This is a genomic window from Arthrobacter sp. B0490 (genome assembly GCF_002929355.1).
GTDB lineage: Bacteria > Actinomycetota > Actinomycetes > Actinomycetales > Micrococcaceae > Arthrobacter_D.
This window is the reverse complement of sequence record NZ_PJIR01000006.1, coordinates 58,671-73,957: the sequence shown is the minus strand read 5'-3', so window position 1 is coordinate 73,957 and position 15,287 is coordinate 58,671. Positions and strand designations below refer to the sequence as shown.

General features: G+C 70.5%; 12 protein-coding genes. 7 read left to right on the top strand and 5 right to left on the bottom strand.

Features of this window, described 5'->3' with window-relative positions; genetic code table 11:
- Positions 1 to 4 precede the first annotated feature (4 nt).
- Positions 5 to 1,144 carry an AraC family transcriptional regulator gene (locus CXQ97_RS11145; protein ID WP_104181052.1) on the top strand — a complete coding sequence of 380 codons (1,140 nt, stop codon included), beginning with the start codon at positions 5 to 7 and terminating at the stop codon, positions 1,142 to 1,144.
- Positions 1,145 to 1,195: 51 nt separating this feature from the next.
- On the opposite strand, the gene sigJ is transcribed toward CXQ97_RS11145, so the two are convergent.
- Together sigJ and CXQ97_RS11135 are read right to left on the bottom strand one after the other, a co-directional pair.
- Positions 1,196 to 2,083 carry an RNA polymerase sigma factor SigJ gene (gene sigJ, locus CXQ97_RS11140; protein ID WP_258062497.1) on the bottom strand — a complete coding sequence of 296 codons (888 nt, stop codon included), beginning with the start codon at positions 2,081 to 2,083 and terminating at the stop codon, positions 1,196 to 1,198.
- A 4-nt stretch (positions 2,084 to 2,087) separates the two neighbouring features.
- A complete protein-coding gene (locus tag CXQ97_RS11135; RefSeq protein ID WP_104180938.1) occupies positions 2,088 to 3,227 on the bottom strand; it encodes an NAD(P)/FAD-dependent oxidoreductase in 1,140 nt (379 codons plus the stop codon).
- A 149-nt stretch (positions 3,228 to 3,376) separates the two neighbouring features.
- On the opposite strand from CXQ97_RS11135, the gene CXQ97_RS11130 reads away from it, so the two are divergent.
- The gene (locus CXQ97_RS11130; RefSeq protein ID WP_104180937.1) at positions 3,377 to 4,357 is read left to right on the top strand and encodes a LacI family DNA-binding transcriptional regulator; all 981 of its coding nucleotides are present in this window, start codon (positions 3,377 to 3,379) and stop codon (positions 4,355 to 4,357) included.
- A gap of 211 nt (positions 4,358 to 4,568) precedes the next feature.
- Here the strand turns inward: CXQ97_RS11130 and CXQ97_RS11125 are convergent, their stop codons facing one another.
- Positions 4,569 to 6,401: a glycosyl hydrolase family 28-related protein gene (locus CXQ97_RS11125; RefSeq protein ID WP_104181050.1), complete on the bottom strand. Its 1,833-nt coding sequence runs from the start codon at positions 6,399 to 6,401 to the stop codon at positions 4,569 to 4,571.
- Positions 6,402 to 6,681: 280 nt separating this feature from the next.
- On the opposite strand from CXQ97_RS11125, the gene CXQ97_RS11120 reads away from it, so the two are divergent.
- Complete coding sequence (locus CXQ97_RS11120) at positions 6,682 to 6,996, top strand: DUF6457 domain-containing protein (protein ID WP_104180936.1); 315 nt, start codon at positions 6,682 to 6,684, stop codon at positions 6,994 to 6,996.
- Between the two features lie 10 nt (positions 6,997 to 7,006).
- Here CXQ97_RS11120 and CXQ97_RS11115 read toward each other — a convergent pair whose 3' ends face one another.
- Both CXQ97_RS11115 and CXQ97_RS11110 read right to left on the bottom strand, forming a co-directional pair.
- A complete protein-coding gene (locus CXQ97_RS11115; protein ID WP_104180935.1) occupies positions 7,007 to 8,275 on the bottom strand; it encodes an MFS transporter in 1,269 nt (422 codons plus the stop codon).
- A 145-nt stretch (positions 8,276 to 8,420) separates the two neighbouring features.
- Positions 8,421 to 10,841 (bottom strand): FdhF/YdeP family oxidoreductase, encoded by a 2,421-nt coding sequence (locus tag CXQ97_RS11110; protein ID WP_104180934.1) that lies wholly within the window; start codon positions 10,839 to 10,841, stop codon positions 8,421 to 8,423.
- Positions 10,842 to 11,130: 289 nt separating this feature from the next.
- Between CXQ97_RS11110 and CXQ97_RS11105 the strand changes: the two genes are divergently transcribed.
- From CXQ97_RS11105 to CXQ97_RS11090, 4 genes are all read left to right on the top strand, one after another.
- Positions 11,131 to 11,697: a MarR family winged helix-turn-helix transcriptional regulator gene (locus tag CXQ97_RS11105; RefSeq protein ID WP_104180933.1), complete on the top strand. Its 567-nt coding sequence runs from the start codon at positions 11,131 to 11,133 to the stop codon at positions 11,695 to 11,697.
- Entirely contained in the window at positions 11,697 to 13,598 is a 1,902-nt protein-coding gene (locus tag CXQ97_RS11100) for an MDR family MFS transporter (protein WP_146069633.1), read from the top strand. The genes CXQ97_RS11105 and CXQ97_RS11100 overlap by 1 nt, the downstream gene beginning before the upstream one ends.
- Positions 13,599 to 13,811: 213 nt before the next feature.
- Positions 13,812 to 14,546 (top strand): glutamine amidotransferase, encoded by a 735-nt coding sequence (locus CXQ97_RS11095; RefSeq protein ID WP_104180932.1) that lies wholly within the window; start codon positions 13,812 to 13,814, stop codon positions 14,544 to 14,546.
- Between the two features lie 346 nt (positions 14,547 to 14,892).
- Complete coding sequence (locus CXQ97_RS11090; protein WP_146069632.1) at positions 14,893 to 15,279, top strand: hypothetical protein; 387 nt, start codon at positions 14,893 to 14,895, stop codon at positions 15,277 to 15,279.
- Positions 15,280 to 15,287 lie beyond the last annotated feature (8 nt).

Here is a 15,287-nt window from a genome sequence, read left to right as displayed (position 1 = left end):
CGACATGGGCTCCGTCATCCGTTCCGCCGGCATGCGTGGCTTCAGCGACGTCGTCGGGCAGTTCGGGGGTGACGCCGCTGCGCTCGCCGTGCAGTACCGTGTGCCGCTGGAGGCGCTCGGCAGCGACGACGTCCTCGTCTCCGACGTCGCCATGGCGAAGCTCCTGGAGGGCGCGGCGCGCGAGCTGCCCTGCCCGGACCTCGGCCTGCGCATGTCGGAGTACCAGGACATCGGCATCCTCGGTCCGCTCGCCGTCGCCGTGCAGAACTCGCCGACGGTCGGTGCCGCGCTCGGATGCGCGTCCCAGTTCCTCTTCCTCCACAGCCCCGTGCTGCGCTTCACCATCGTGCCGGACCCGGAGGGGCGTGCAGGAGAGGTGGGCCTCTGCTACGGATCGTCACAGGGGACGCCGCCCCGCCAGGCGACCGACGCCATCCTCGCCTTCGCGCACCGCATGATCCGTTTCCTCGTGGACGGGCCCTACGGTCTCCACTCGGTCCACCTCTCCCACCAGCCGAGGGCCTCCGCGGCCCGCTACGCCGAGTTCTTCGGGGCGGAGGTGCGGTTCGGGCAGGCGGCCTCGCTCCTGCGGGTGCCGCGGAGCCTGCTGGACCGGCCACTGGTCGGTGTGGACGGGACGCTCCGGGAGATCGCCCTCGAGTACCTCCACAGCCACTTCCCGGAACCCGGTCGTGTCGTCGCCCCGCAGGTCCGGAACGCCATCGACGGCATGCTCGGCACGTCCCCGCCGCGGATCGAGTCCGCTGCCCGGCTTCTCGGGATGCACCCGCGCACGCTCCAGCGGCGACTGGCGGCGGAGAACACCACGTTCGAGGCCCTGCTCGACGACGCCCGCCGTGATGCCGCGCTCCGCTTGCTCACACGCACGGACCTGCCGCTGCAGCAGGTCGCCGGGCTCGTGGGCCTGTCCGAGCAGTCGGCCCTGACCCGCTGCGTGCGCCGGTGGTGCGCGACGACGCCGCGCGCGATCCGGGCCGGCGCGGTCGCCGTCGCTCCGTCGTCGGGTGCGGCGATACGTGCTGTTGAGATTGCGGCGGGGACGGGTCCGGTGGGGGCGGCGGCGGGGTGCCGTGCCGGTGGTCCGCCGGCACCGGCCCAGGGCGCCGCGCCTTCGTATGAATAGTCCGCTCGGATGGTCCGCTCGTACCGCACCCGGCCGTGGCGACACGGACGCCTACGCGCTGCCCCGCTGCGGAAGCTTGTCGGGATTACGGACCAGATAGACGCCCGTCACCCGCCGTCGGTCGTCGACGGCGACGGCCAGGGTCAGCTCGAGTCGGGCACCGGCATGGACCAGGACCCCCAGGCCGCCGTTGAGCGGGGCGATCTCCGCCCGCAGGTCGGGTTCCGGGGTACGGGCGATCCTGAGGAGGAAACGCGCGACGGCCTCGGCGCCGAGGATCGGCTTACGGGCGGCGACCACCCTGCCGCCGCCGTCGGAGAGCAGCACGGCGTCCGGTGCCAGCACGTCGATCAGGGCCTGCAGGTCTCCGGTGGCGACGGCGGCCAGGAAGGCGTCGAGCACCTCCGCGCCGTCCTTCTCCATGGTCCCGGCACCGACCGCGGGGCCGAACGTGGCGTCGAGCCGGGTGCGTGCCCGATGGGCGATCTGGCGGACCGCGGCCTGGGTCTTGCCCATCGCTTCGGCGATGTCGGGGTAGGGCAGCCCGAACACGTCGTGGAGCATGAACACGGCACGCTGCTCCGGCGTGCCCTGCTGCAGGACCACGGACAGCGCGTACGTGAGTTGTTCCTCGACCAGGAGCCGGTGCTCCGGGCTCTCGTCGTCGGGGACGAGCGGTTCGGGCAGCCATGGCCCCGGATAGTGCTCCCGGCGCCGTTCCACGGTGCGCACGTGGTTGAGCGCCGCGTGGCCGGCAGTGGTCGCGAGGTACGCCCGCGCGTTCCGCACGGCGGTTCCGTCCACGGCCGCCCAGCGCAGGTAGGTCTCCTGGACGATGTCCTCGGCATCGGCCCGGGAGCCGAGGATCTCGTAGGCGATCGCGAACACCATCGAGCGGTGGGCGAGGAACAGCTCGTCCTGGTCCGGGATGGTGGTCACGACGTCAGTGTACGGATACGGCAGGTCCGGACGGCCAGGTGAAGGACCCCGGGCTGCGTGCCTCGCGGGCGAGCCAGGTCAGGGTCATTCGGCACACCTGCTCCTTGGCCCAGCCGCCGGCCCGACCGGCCAGGGCCCAGCGGCGTGCGGTGTCGTCCGGGCGTACGGCCTGGACGTGCCCGTGCCCGGCGCCGAGGTCCAGGCACTGCAGGAGATACCCGATGTCGATCGCGTCGGGCGTCCGGCCGGCCAGCCGGGCCAGCACGGTGTCGGCCGCATGGGCGCCCATCGGAAGGGCCGATGCGCAGGACGCCCGGAGGTGTCGTCCCGCGAGGCCCTGTACGGCGACGGCATCGCCGGCCCCGAGGATCCGCTCCCGCCCCGGCACGGTGAGGGTCGCATCCACCATCAGTCGGGCGTCGCCGCTCACGGGCAGGCCGCTGTCCGCCGCCAGGCGTGGCGTGGCCAGTCCGACGGTCCAGAGCACCGCCCGGGCCGCAGGGCGGCAGTGCCCGTCCGCAGTGGTGACGGCGCCGGTGCCCCGATCCACCCTGCCGTCCTCCACCGTGATGCCCAGGCGATGCAACCGCCGTGCCACCGCGGGGTGTGCGGTCAGCGGATGGGTGAGGCCCGCGGGGGCCACGACGGTGATCGAGAGGTCCGGGCGCGACACCGCGACAGCACAGGCCACCTCCACCCCGGTCGGGCCCGCGCCGGCGATCGTGACCGTCGCCCCTGTCGGCAGTCCGGCGATCGTGTCCCGGGTCGTCCGGGCGACGGTGGTATCGGTCACCGAGAGCAGCGGGGTCGGCTGTTCCCCGCTGCCCACCGCGTAGATCAACCAGTCGAAGTGCACCGGCTCGACGTGAGCCAATGCGACGATCCGGGCCTCCGCGTCGATGCTCACCGCGCGGCTCCGCACGTGCCGCACCTGCGGGTGCAGCACCTCCGCCCAGTCCACCCCTGTGCCGTCGCGGGTTCCCGCGGCGAGCTGGTGCAACCGGATCCGCTCCGTGAAGTGCGGTCCCGGGTCGACGAGGGTCACCTCCACCGCGGGTGCCTGTCGGCTCCCGGCGAGACGGTTGGCGGCCATCACCCCGGCATAGCCGCCGCCCAGTACCACGACGCGTGTCTTCCCGTTCATGATCTCCCACTCTCTCGAGGTATCCCTGTGCTCATAGGACACCGGCCGGGCACGGTTTGTGACACGTCCACGTGACCTGCGCCGAGGGGGAGCTGCATCTCGCCGACCTACACTTGCTGGCAACGCGCGAGTGCGGGGAAGGGGGAGCGATGACGGGCATCACGAGCGCCGACGTGGCCCGCGAGAGCGGCGTCTCACGCACCACCGTCAGCTATGTCCTGACGGGACGGAACGGCGTCAGCATCTCGGAGGAGACCCGGCGCCGCGTGCGCGAGACCGCAGCCCGTCTCGGCTATGCGCCCTCCGCCGCGGCGCGCGCACTGCGCACCGGACACAGCGATCTCGTGCTGTGCATCCTGCCCGACCGGCCCGTGGGGCCGGTCATCGAGACGCTCCTCGACGAGCTCGCCGACGGACTGTCGGGCCGAGGGCTGTCCGTCCTCGTCCACCACCGCAGGGCGACGCGCCCGCTCGCGGATCTGTGGCGGGCCGTGACACCCCGCGCGGTGATCGGCTTCGCCCCCTTCGCCGACGAGGACCTCCTCGCGATGCGCCGGGCCGGCATCCAGGTCCTCGGGACCCTCGGTGAGGAGTGCGAGCCCGACCTCGACCTTCCGGCCGAGAGCCAACTCGCGATCGGCGCGCTGCAGGTCCGCCACCTTGCCGCCCGGGGACATCGGCGGATCGGCTATGCCTGGCCCACCGATCTGCGGCTCGGGGTCTTCGCCCGCGACCGCCTCCTCGGGGTCCGGCGGACGTGCGCGGATCTCGACCTCCCGGAGCCCGTGGTGCTCCCGGTCGGGCTCGACGTCCTGGAAGCAGCCAAGGCAGTCCGTGACTGGCGGGAGCAGGACGTCACCGGCCTCGCAGCCTACAACGACGACGTCGCGCTCGCGGTCCTTGCCGGCGTGCGGGCCGAACGGCTGTCCTGTCCGGACGACTGTGCGGTGGTGGGCGTCGACGACGTCCCGGTGGCGCGGCTCGCCTCGCCCCCGCTCACGACCGTCTCGCAGTCGATCGGGGTACAGGCCCGCTACCTGGCCGCGCTGGTGCTCGCGGACCTCGACGGCGTGGCGAAGCCGTCGCACCCGGGCCATGGGCTGCACCTCGTGGAGCGGGAGTCGGCCTAGGGTCGGTTCGCGTGCCGGCGCGGGTGCCACGCGGAGAGGCGGGCGGCCTCGGGCATGCCGCACGGGTGGTGGGGCCGCGCCCGGAGGCAGGGGATGTCAGGTCATCACGCCCCGGTGGCGCGCCCTGTCCACGCGAATCCACGCACGCGAGCGAGGCCGGGGCATCGCCCCGGCCTCGCTCGATCCATGCGGCTTCCCCAGATGCGCTCCCCTACGGGTAGCGCTCCACGTAGCTCGGCGTGCCGGTGTTCGCGTTGCTCACCGGCGCGCCGGTGTCGTTCACCACGTGGTCGATCGTGCCGGCGCCGAGGTTCACGGTCAGGAGGTGGTTCAGCACCACGCCGGGGGTGTTCGGCACCTCGAAGCCGCGGGTGGCGTGGATGCTCGGGTCCACGTTCGTGAAGATGTACGAGCCGCCGCCCCACAGCGTGTGGTTCCTGACGTCGTCGGCCACCTTGTAGCCGGCCCAGCCGAGGACGCCGTCGTGCTGCCAGGCGGCCTGGTTCGGCGGGTCGTAGGGGAGCTCGTTCTGGAAGAACACGGTGCGCCCGTTCTCCCCGTTCCAGATCACGTTGTACTCCTGGTAGTGCTCCACGAAGAGGCCGGTGGCGGTGACGTCGTCGCCGTTGATGATCACGCCGTTGCGGCCGGTGCTGACGTCCCAGCCGAAGGCGCCCTCGTTGCCGTGGTCGGCACGCCACACCCACGTGTGGTCGATCAGCACGTTGTCGCTGTTGACCTCGAGGCTGACGTCGGCCTTGCCCACGTGCGGGCCGCCGATCCGGAAGTAGACGTCGCTGAGCGTCGTCGGGTTCGCCGCATCGTCGTGCCTGGCGCCGTTGTTGCCGTTCTTCGTGCCGACCTGCAGGAGGACGGGGGAGTTGACGGTGCCGCCGTCGATCGTGACGCCCGCGATGACGACGCCGGGCACATCGGCGACGCGCATCGGGGTGGCACCGTCCACGGCGGTCAGGGTGGCGTGGCCGAGACCGAGCACCACGGTGTCCGCGCGCTTGACCGCGATGGTCTGCGCGATGTCGTAGACGCCGGGGGTGAGGAGGAGGTGCTTGCCGCGGGTGAGCGCGTTGTTGATGGCCCGGACGGAGTCACCGGGCTTCGCGACGAAGAACTCGGACAGCGGGATGGTGCGGCCGGCGGTCAGGCCGTCGCCCCACGAGGTGCCGCGGGAGTCCTGCCGGGCGGCGGGCACACGGACGCCGTAGGCACCGGAGGAGTCGGCGAACAGGTAGGGCTTCTCCCGGCTGACCGGGGTCCGGTCGAGGGTCGTGTACGGGGGAGTGGGGAAGCCCTCGTCCGACGGCGCGCCCTCCGTCCCCGAGAAGACGGCGTTCCAGACGCCGTTGGACCAGTTGCCGATCTCGCTGTTGCGGGTCAGCCACTGCTGCTGCGACCCGTTGACGATGTCCCCGGCCTTCGAATCGGCGAGGTAGCCGCCGCTCGCGTACTGGGGTCCGGCGGTGCAGTAGTCCATGAGGGACAGCGTCCCCCCGGTGACCTCCACGCGGCGGAGCGAGACGGCCTGCGAGACGGCCCAGAAGTTCGCCGTCGCCCGGCAGCCGTCCTGGCCTGCACCGTTGACCTCGAGGGTGAGATTGGAGAGCGTCCTCCAGAAGTTGTTGAGTGCGATGCAGTTGCTCGTCCCGTCGCCGTCGAGGCACCGGTTGTACACCTCGATCTTGCCGTTGATGACGACGTCGGACGGGGAGGCGCCGAGGCCCGCGACCTCCGTGTAGTAGCCGACCCTGAACTGCAGGGGCTCGGCGTCGGTGCCGTAGGTGCCCGGCAGGAACAGGAGGGCCGCGCGTTCGGTGCCCATCTCGTCGTCGATCTGGCGGGCGTTGACGGCGTCGACGGTCGCCTGGATCTCGCTCACGGGCATGCTCGGATCGAAGACCGTGACGTTCGGCCCGAAGTCGGGGGCGGACGCCGGGGGTGCCTTCTTCGTCGGGACCGGGGTGGTGCCCACCGGGTCGAGGGGTGGAGCAGCGAGGGCCGCAGTTCCCGTGCCGGTGGCCAGGAGCATCACGGCCCCGAGGGCTGCTGCGAGGCGGACGCGTCCGGTCCTGGCCGGGTGGGGATGGTCATGCTGATCGGTTCCTCTCCGTCGAGGTGGTCCTGCCGAGGCGGCCGGTGAATCGTGTCACCCTGCCGGAAGGAATTACATCCTCGCCCGGAAGCGAAGTCAAGGAACGGCGGAATCCTGCTGCTCCTCCTTGAAGCACCGGGACGGCGGTGATAGAGCTTGGGGAGCGCTGCCGACGAATGTCGGCAGCCGCGGACTGCACCCGACGCGAGGAGACACCATGGCAACGCCCGACGACGAAGAGCGCACCCTCAGCGACTGGAGCCGTACTTTGACCCAGGCCCTCCAGATCCTCGACCTCGAGGTGGACCACCCCCGGATCGTGGAACTGGCCGAACGTTCGGCGCACCTGGTGGGACCTCATGCCGGTGTCGTCAGCGCCTTCCTCGTCGGCTACGCCGCGGGGACCGTAACCACGAAGAACCGCGAGGAGACGGGCGCTGCCGTGGAGAAGGCCGCGACGACCGTGACGACCGTCATCGAGAAGGACGAGGAGACGCAGGAACAGAAGGGCTGGACGGGCTCGGCCCAGTAGCCCCCGGGGATCAGGCCGGGACGGCGGTCGGGGTGCGCCGGGCCAGGCGCGCGAGCGTCCACGTCAGGACGACACCGACCAGCACGGCCGCGGCCAGGCCGAGGCCCGAGTAGCCCAGGAGGACGAGGGCCGGGCCCGCGAGTGCGCCGCCGAGTGCGCCGGCGAGGTTCATGACCAGGTCCGACGATCCCTGGACCGGCGCACGCTCGGCGACGTCCACGGCTCCCGCGAGGAGGGCCGACGCGGACACGATGCACGCGGACCAGCCCAGCCCGAGCAGGACCAGGCTCACCGTCACCCCCGCCTCCGATCCCGACGCCTGCCACGCCGTCAGCAGCGCCGCGAGCAGGAGCACCTGACCGAGGAGGATCCCCTGGATCTTCCCCGCTCGGTCCGCGACCCAGCCGAACACGGGGGACAGTGCGTACATCCCGGCCACGTGCAGGCTGATGGTCAGTCCGACGACGGACAGTCCCGCACCGTGATCGTGCAGATGGACGGGCGTCATGGACATGACGGACACCATCGCGGCGTGACCGGCAGCGATGGCCACGACGGCGAACCGGGCGACGGGATTGCGGGCGAGGATGGCGAGACCGCGCCGCTTCATCGGAGCCGGGGCGTCCGCCGGGCGGTTCGCTGCGTCGCGGCTCAGGGCCGTCAGGAGGGGATCGGGACGCAGCCCCAGCGAATAGACGAGTGCGGCCGCGATCTGGGCCGCCGCGGTGAAGACGAAGCCCCCGCTGAGCGGCGGGATGCCGAGGACCCCGGCCACGACCTGGCCCGGTTCGAAGAGGTTCGGGCCGAGTACGGCGCCGATGGTGGTGGACCACACCACGACGGAGAGGCTGCGTCCGCGCGTCGCCTCGGTGGCCAGATCTGTCGCGGCGAAGCGTGCCTGGAGTCCCGTCGCTGCCCCGGCACCGAGCAGGATCAGCGCGACGAGCAGCAGCGGGAAGAGTGCGAGCGAGGCAGCCGTGATCGCCAGGAGGGCACCGATGCAGGCGACGACGGCGCCCGTCGCGAGGGAGATCCGGCGTCCCCTGCGCTGGGCGAGTGTGGCGAGGGGGACGGCCGCGGCTGCGGCTCCGAGGGTGGCCATCGTCGCGGCCATGCCGGACCAGGCACTCGAGCCCGAGGTCTCGGCGGCCAGCAACGCGCCGAGGGACAGCGTGGCGCCTGCGCCGAGTCCGCCGAGGATCTGCGCGACCACCAGGACGCGGATGACGCGACGCTGCTGGTCGTGCTGGTCCTGCCGCTGGTCCTGTTGTTGATCCATCTCGCCCCCGGTCGCCGTGACCGCAGCAGTCTACGGCGCATCGAGGGCGGTCGTCCTGTCAGGAGGGCCGGAGATCCGGGTCCTACCGAGCCGGCCGACCCGACCGAGCCCATCCGAGCCCGTCCGGGCTCGGTCGGGTGGGGCGTCAGGCGCTCGAGGCCGCGGCCTCCTTCGCCGGAGTCTTCTCCGACCGGGCTTCAGGGAAGCCGTCCGCCTCGGCGTCGGGCACCGGAGCCGTCGCTGCGGAGTAGTGCTCCGTCGGTGCGGTGTGGCTGCTCGGCTCGAATCGGACGATGACCTGCTTCGACGTGGGCGTGTTGCTGCCCTGTGCCACCTCGTCGAGGGGGACGAGGACGTTCGCCTCCGGGTAGTACGAGGCGGCGCAGCCGCGCGCCGTCGGGTAGGAGACGACGCGGTAGGCGCGCAGCACACGCTGTATGCCGTCGTCGTACACGCCGTGGATGTCCACGTTCTGACCGTCCGTCAGGCCCAGTTCGGTGATGTCATCCGGGTTGATGAACACCACGTGGCGGCCCTTCTTGATGCCGCGGTACCTGTCGTTGTGGCTGTAGATGGTGGTGTTCCACTGGTCGTGGGCGCGCAGTGACTGGAGGATCAGCGTCCCCTCGGGGCGCTCGAGGTACTCGAGGTCGTTGACCGTGAGGACGGCCTTGCCCGTCGGGGTGTTGAACGTCCGCGAATCGCGTGGCCCGTTCGGCATGACGAATCCGCCGTCCAGGCGGATCCTCCGGTTGTAGTCGTCGCAACCCTCGACGACGTGCGAGATGTGGTCGCGGATGAGGTCGTAGTCCTTCTCGAAGCCCTCCCAGTCGGCGTCGAGCCTGCCGTCCAGGGTGGCGCGGGCGAGGCGGCTGATGATAGCTGGTTCGGACAGGAGGTTGTCGGAGACCGGCTCCACGCTGCCGCGCGAGGCGTGGACCGCGCAGACGGTGTCCTCGACCGAGACGAACTGCTCTCCCGTGGCCTGGCGGTCGATCTCGGTGCGGCCCTTGCAGGGGAGGATCAGCGCCTCCTTGCCGGTGATGAGGTGCGACCGGTTGAGCTTGATGGAGATCTGCACCGTCATGTCGGTCTTCTCGAACGCTTCCTCGGCGACCTGCGTGTCCGAGATGGCCGAGACGAGGTTCCCGCCGAGGGCGACGTACGCCTTGACCTGTCCGTCCCGCATGCGTTTGATCGCCTCGACGGCGTCCGCTCCGTGCTCGCGGGGCGGTTCGAAGGAGAACTCCTTCCCGAGGGCGTCCATGAACGTCGCGGGCATCTGCTCCCAGATACCCATGGTGCGGTCGCCCTGGACGTTGCTGTGGCCGCGGATGGGGGAGGCGCCCGCTCCGGGCTTGCCGATGTTGCCGCGCAGCAGGAGGAGGTTGATCATCTCCTTGATCGTCGCCACGCCCTTCTTCTGCTGCGTGATGCCCATCGCCCAGGTGATGATCACCTTGTCGGCCGCGAGGTAGCGGTCGGCCAGCTCGTCGATCTCCTCGATCCGCAGGCCGGTGGCTTCGATGACCGTGGCGTCGTCGAGCGTCAGCAGGTAGTCGCGCAGTTCGTCGAGGCCCTCGCAGTGCTCCTCGAGGAACGCGTGGTCCAGGACCGTGCCTGGATTCTTCGCCTCGGCCTCGAACACGCGCTTGGACACGGCCTGCAGCAGGGCCATGTCACCGCCGAGCCGGACCTGGAGGAACTGGTCGGCGATCTCGGTGCCCTTGCCCGCCACGCCGCGGACCGTCTGCGGGTTCTTGTACCGCTTGAGGGCCGCTTCGGGGAGCGGATTGACGGCGACGATCTGGCCGCCCTTGAGCTTGCAGTTCTCGAGTTCGGTGAGCATGCGCGGGTGGTTCGTGCCCGGGTTCTGGCCCATGACGATGATCAGGTCGGCGTTCTCGTAGTCCTCGAACGTCACCGTCGCCTTGCCGATCCCGATGGTCTGGCCCATGGCCCAGCCGGAGGACTCGTGGCACATGTTGGAGCAGTCGGGCAGGTTGTTGGTGCCGAAACCGCGTGCGAAGAGCTGGTAGAGGAAGGCCGCCTCGTTCGAGGTGCGCCCGCTGGTGTAGAAGGCGGCCTCGTCGGGGGAGTCGAGGCTCTTCAGCTTGTTGCCGACGATCTCGAAGGCCTCGTCCCAGCTGATGGGCCGGTAGTGGTCCTCACCGGCAGGCTTGTAGACGGGCTCGACGAGGCGTCCCTGCATCCCCAGCCAGAATTCGGACCGTGACCGAAGCTCCGTGAGGGAGTTCTCGGCCCAGAACTCCGGGGAGATGACCACCGGGGCGGCCTCCCAGGTGACGGCCTTGGCACCGTTCTCGCAGAACTCGAAGGTCTTGCGCTTGGCGGGGTCCGGCCAGGCACAGCTGGGGCAGTCGAAGCCGTCCTTGTGGTTCATCTTGAGGACGGTCTTCAGCGTGCGTTCCAGGCCCATGTGCTCGATGGCGGGCTTCATGGAGTAGTAGACGCCCGGGAGGCCCGCCGCATAATCCTTGGGGTGGTCCGCGACCTCGATGTTCTTCTCGTCCGGCTCGATTACTCGGGGTTCCTTGCGCGTCATTGCGAACGTCCTTCTCCGCGGCCCGGGATGGGGCGCTCCTCGACTGGTGATTCTACTGCCCTCGTGTATCAGGCCTAACAGGGTGCCGACCGTGACCGCAAGCTTCGGCAGGGGATTCGACGTCCGCTTGACGTCGTCGGGCTTCTCTCCGGTGCCCCAGGCGGAGGGATCCTGCACCCGCCGGCGCCGTTCGGGGCGGACCTCGACCGCATTTTACTTAGTTGACCTAACGAAACGGACGGCGTACTGTTACTTAGAGCAACGAAGTATATGAGGTCAGGAGTACCCCTTGTCGGTAGCGCAGCACACGGCTGCAGAGCTGGTGCACCACATCTTCGATCTGCAGCGTGCCCTCCGGGGCGTCACCGCCGCCGGAATGAGGCACTCCGAGTTGGGCCCCGCGCACACCGGGGTGCTCTTCTTCGTGGGGGAGGGCGGTCCGATACGGGCATCGGCCCTCGCGGGGCGGCTCGGGATCGGGCCGTCGGCACTGAGCCGGCAGCTCGCCGACCTCGAGGAGTACGGCTTCGTGGTGCGGACCGCCGACCCGCTCGACGGGCGGGCGTGCCTGCTCTCGCTCACGGAGGAGGGGCAGAAGTACCTCGCCGAGACCTACGAGCGCAGGGCCGGGACACTGCGGGAGATCCTCTCCGACTGGACGGAGGCCGAGGCCGAGGCCGCATCGCTGACCGTGCGGCACCTGACGGCGGCCCTCCGCTCCGCCGCCCTCCCGAGCGGGGCCGTGCAGACCGGACCCGCAGACCCCGCCAGGGCGTCACACACCACCGCACACCGCACGGGCGACGACGGCCGTCACCTGAACCGCACGACCGAGATCATGAAGGAAGAACGCTGATGGCCATCCATTCCACCCGGGCGAGGACCCCCGAGACCCCCGTGCCGCAACCGGCCGCAGCCTCGCACGGGGCCGTCTCGCACGGGTCCGGCGAGCCCATGAACCACAAGCAGATCCTGCAGGCACTCACGGGTCTGCTCGCGGGCCTGTTCACGGCGATCCTGAGCAGCACCATCGTCGCCAACGCGCTGCCGACGATCATGAGCGACCTCAACGGCTCCCAGACGGACTTCGCCTGGGTCATCACGGCCGCGCTGCTCGCCAACGCCGCGACCACCCCCATCTGGGGGAAGTTCGCCGACCTGTTCGACAAGAAGATGCTCGTCCAGGTCAGCATCGTCATCTTCGTGGCAGGTTCGGTCCTGGCAGGGTTCGCCCAGACCATCCCGCTGCTCCTCACGGCGCGCGTCATCCAGGGTGTCGCCATGGGTGGCCTCACCGCCCTGGCGCAGGCCATCATCGGCACCATCATCGCGCCGCGTGAGCGTGGCCGGTACTCCGGCTACATGGGCGGCGTCATGGCCGTCGCGACCGCGGGCGGGCCGCTCCTGGGTGGCTTCATCGTGGACTCCCCGCTCGGCTGGCGCTGGACGTTCTTCGTCTGTGTGCCCCTCGCGATCATCGCCCTGGTGCTCCTGCAGGTCACGCTGAAGCTCCCCGACACACGCCGTAAGGCACGGATCGACTGGCTCGGCTCCATCCTCCTGACCGCCGGCGTCAGCCTGCTCCTCATCTGGGTGTCCTTCGCGGGCAAGGAGGGCTACTACGAGTGGTTCTCCCGCGAATCGGCCCTGATGGTCGGCGGCAGCGTCATCCTGCTGGCACTGCTCCTCGTGGTCGAGACGAAGGTGGCTGAGCCGATCATCCCCCTCAAGATCATCTCCGAGCGCACCACGGCCCTGGCCATCGTCGCCTCGATCGTCGTGGGTATCGCCCTGTTCGCCAGCTCGAGCTACCTCGGCCAGTACTACCAGGTGGCCCGTGGCGCCACGCCGACCGAGGCCGGCCTGCTCACCCTCCCCATGATCGCCGGCAACCTGCTGGGATCCATCGGCGCCGGCCAGCTCGTCGCCAAGTACGGCAAGTGGAAGCGCTACCTCGTCGCAGGTGCCCTGTTCCTCATCGTGGGCCTCGGCCTCGCGGGCACCATCGACCACGTGACGGAACTGTGGCTCGTCGGCATCTACACGTTCGTCTTCGGCCTGGGCCTCGGCCTCATGCTGCAGAACCTCGTGCTGGCCGTCCAGAACACCGTGGCCGTCAAGGACATCGGTTCGGCCAGCGCATCGGTGGCGTTCTTCCGCTCCATGGGTGGTGCTGCGGGCGTCGCCGTCCTGGGAGCCGTGCTCGGAACGCAGGTGGAGACCAAGACCACCGAGGGCCTCGCTGCCGCCGGGATCCCCACGACAGGCGGAGCGGCGGGCGGTTCGCTCGACCTCGTCGACCTCCCCGCACCGATCGCCGACATCGTGCGCGCCGCCTACGGCGACAGCACGGCCATGATCTTCCTGATCACGGCGGTCATCGCGGTCATGGGACTCGTCTGCGTGTTGTTCATCAAGGAGAGCCCGCTGCGTCGCACGGTCGACTTCGCCCAGGCGGCTCCCGCCGGTCCTGCCGCGTCGATGTCGCCCGCAGCCACGGGCACCGGGTCGGCAGTCGCCGGCGCCCGGCCTGCTGCAGGAGTCGCAGCAGGAGTCGGGGCAGGTACCGACGCAGGGGCCGGGTACGACGGCGGTCGGCAGGCAACCGAGCAGTCCGATGTCGTCACGATGCAGCCGTCCCGTGGCAGGCACAGTGCGGGACCCGTCGCCATCTCGAAGGCCGATGTGGATCGCGTCGCCCAGGAGCTCTCCGAGCTGGACGCCGAACTGTCGGACCGCGCGGACGCCAACCGCTGAGAGCCGAGCACCAACGGACAGGCCACCGGGAGATCCCGGTGGCCTGTCGGTGTTCCGGCTTCCGTGTCGCGCGGGGTGGGCAGCCCCGGGTGTTCCGGCTTCCGTGTCGCGCGGGGTGGGCAGCCACGGCCCGACGGCTTCCGTGTCGTGCGGGTGGGCAGCCCCATGGCCCGACGGCGGTGTCGTGGACGTTGTGCCCAGTAGCATCGGAGGGTGAAACCGTTCCTCCTGCTGGGTACCCGTGCCGAGAACTACGCGGCCGACGCCGAATACCGCAGCTTCCTGCGCTACGGCGGCCTCGCCGACGGCGAACTGCGGCGTATCCGGGTGGAGGCCGAGCCCCTGCCCGAGCTGGACCTGGCCGACTATTCCGGCATCTTCCTCGGCGGGAGCCCCTTCAACTCGTCCGACCCGGAGGAGTCGAAGAGCGATGTGCAGGTGCGCGTGGAGCGCGAACTCGGTCTGCTGCTGGACCGTGTGGTCGCGGAGGACTACCCGTTCCTCGGTGCGTGCTACGGCGTCGGGACCCTCGGTCGGCACCAGGGTGCGGTCATCGACGGCACGTATGGCGAGCCGGTCGGGGCCACTGAGGTCACGCTGACCGGGGACGGTATCGAGGACCCGTTGCTCGCCGGCCTGCCGTCGTCGTTCGCTGCCTACGTGGGACACAAGGAGGCGTGTGCCACGCTGCCGGGGTCGGCGGTGCTGCTGGCGTCGTCGGCCACGTGTCCCGTGCAGATGTTCAGGGTGGGACAGAACGTGTACGCCACGCAGTTCCATCCGGAGCTCGACGTCGAGGCACTCGTGGGCCGCATCAGCACCTACCGCCATGCCGGGTACTTCCCGCCCGAGGAGGCCGACGAGTACATCGAGCGGGCACGCGCCACGGTCGTCGACCAGCCCGAGCTCATCCTCCGGGCCTTCGTCACGCGGTACGCGCGGGTCTGACGGTCGCGTCGCCGGTAGCGCACGCGGTGCGCGCGGGTCTGACGGTCGCGTCGCCGGTAGCGCACGCGGTGCGCGCGGGTCTGACGGTCGCATAGCCGGTAGCGCGACGCGGGCGCTGCCGGCGATGGCGCCGGTCCTGAGCAAGTCCTGGCGTCGCCGGTCCTGCCCGCGCTGCCGAGGCTCGCGAGGACATAGCGAACGCGGCCCGGCTCTCAGCCGGTCCTGCGGTGCCGATCCTGCCTGTGCTCCCGGGCCCTCGCTGCCCGGCGTCTGCGCTGATCCTTCCGCAAACCTGAGGGTCATCCGCCGGCCCGGCATCCTACGATCGAGGCGTGGGGGATCAACGATGACGACGACCGCAGGCCGCGCGCGAGAGCTGCGGCAGGAACAGGCGATGCAGGCGGCCGACCGCGCCGAGCAGCTACGTGTCGAACTGACCCGGGAACGCATCGAACTCGAGTTCTTCGAACGTGGGCCGACCCCGGATGCGCGGGCACGCACGCCGGCAGCCGCCCGCGGATCCATCCGCAGAAGTGTCCGACGCGGCGGCGAACCGACGCGGGGTGTCGCCGTCGGGCTCTGGTTCGTCGCGTTCTACCTACTGCTCGTCGCCCTCGCCCACGGAACGCCTGCTGCCACCGCTGCAATGGCGCCTCCCGCTTCCGTAGCCTCCATCACGGTCGCTCTCTACCAGTCCGAGTCGATCGGCGGGGTCGACTCCGCCGGTTCGTAGCTCCCTGT

Excerpts from the sequence above, each read along its gene's own strand:
- CXQ97_RS11130 (WP_104180937.1), top strand. The coding sequence starts at position 3,377 with ATGACGGGCATCACGAGCGCCGACGTGGCCCGCGAGAGCGGCGTCTCA.
- CXQ97_RS11090 (WP_146069632.1), top strand. The coding sequence starts at position 14,893 with ATGACGACGACCGCAGGCCGCGCGCGAGAGCTGCGGCAGGAACAGGCG.
- CXQ97_RS11110 (WP_104180934.1), bottom strand. The coding sequence starts at position 10,841 with ATGACGCGCAAGGAACCCCGAGTAATCGAGCCGGACGAGAAGAACATC.
- CXQ97_RS11125 (WP_104181050.1), bottom strand. The coding sequence starts at position 6,401 with ATGCTCCTGGCCACCGGCACGGGAACTGCGGCCCTCGCTGCTCCACCC.
- CXQ97_RS11120 (WP_104180936.1), top strand. The coding sequence starts at position 6,682 with ATGGCAACGCCCGACGACGAAGAGCGCACCCTCAGCGACTGGAGCCGT.
- CXQ97_RS11100 (WP_146069633.1), top strand. The coding sequence starts at position 11,697 with ATGGCCATCCATTCCACCCGGGCGAGGACCCCCGAGACCCCCGTGCCG.
- CXQ97_RS11145 (WP_104181052.1), top strand. The coding sequence starts at position 5 with ATGGGCTCCGTCATCCGTTCCGCCGGCATGCGTGGCTTCAGCGACGTC.
- CXQ97_RS11135 (WP_104180938.1), bottom strand. The coding sequence starts at position 3,227 with ATGAACGGGAAGACACGCGTCGTGGTACTGGGCGGCGGCTATGCCGGG.
- CXQ97_RS11115 (WP_104180935.1), bottom strand. The coding sequence starts at position 8,275 with ATGGATCAACAACAGGACCAGCGGCAGGACCAGCACGACCAGCAGCGT.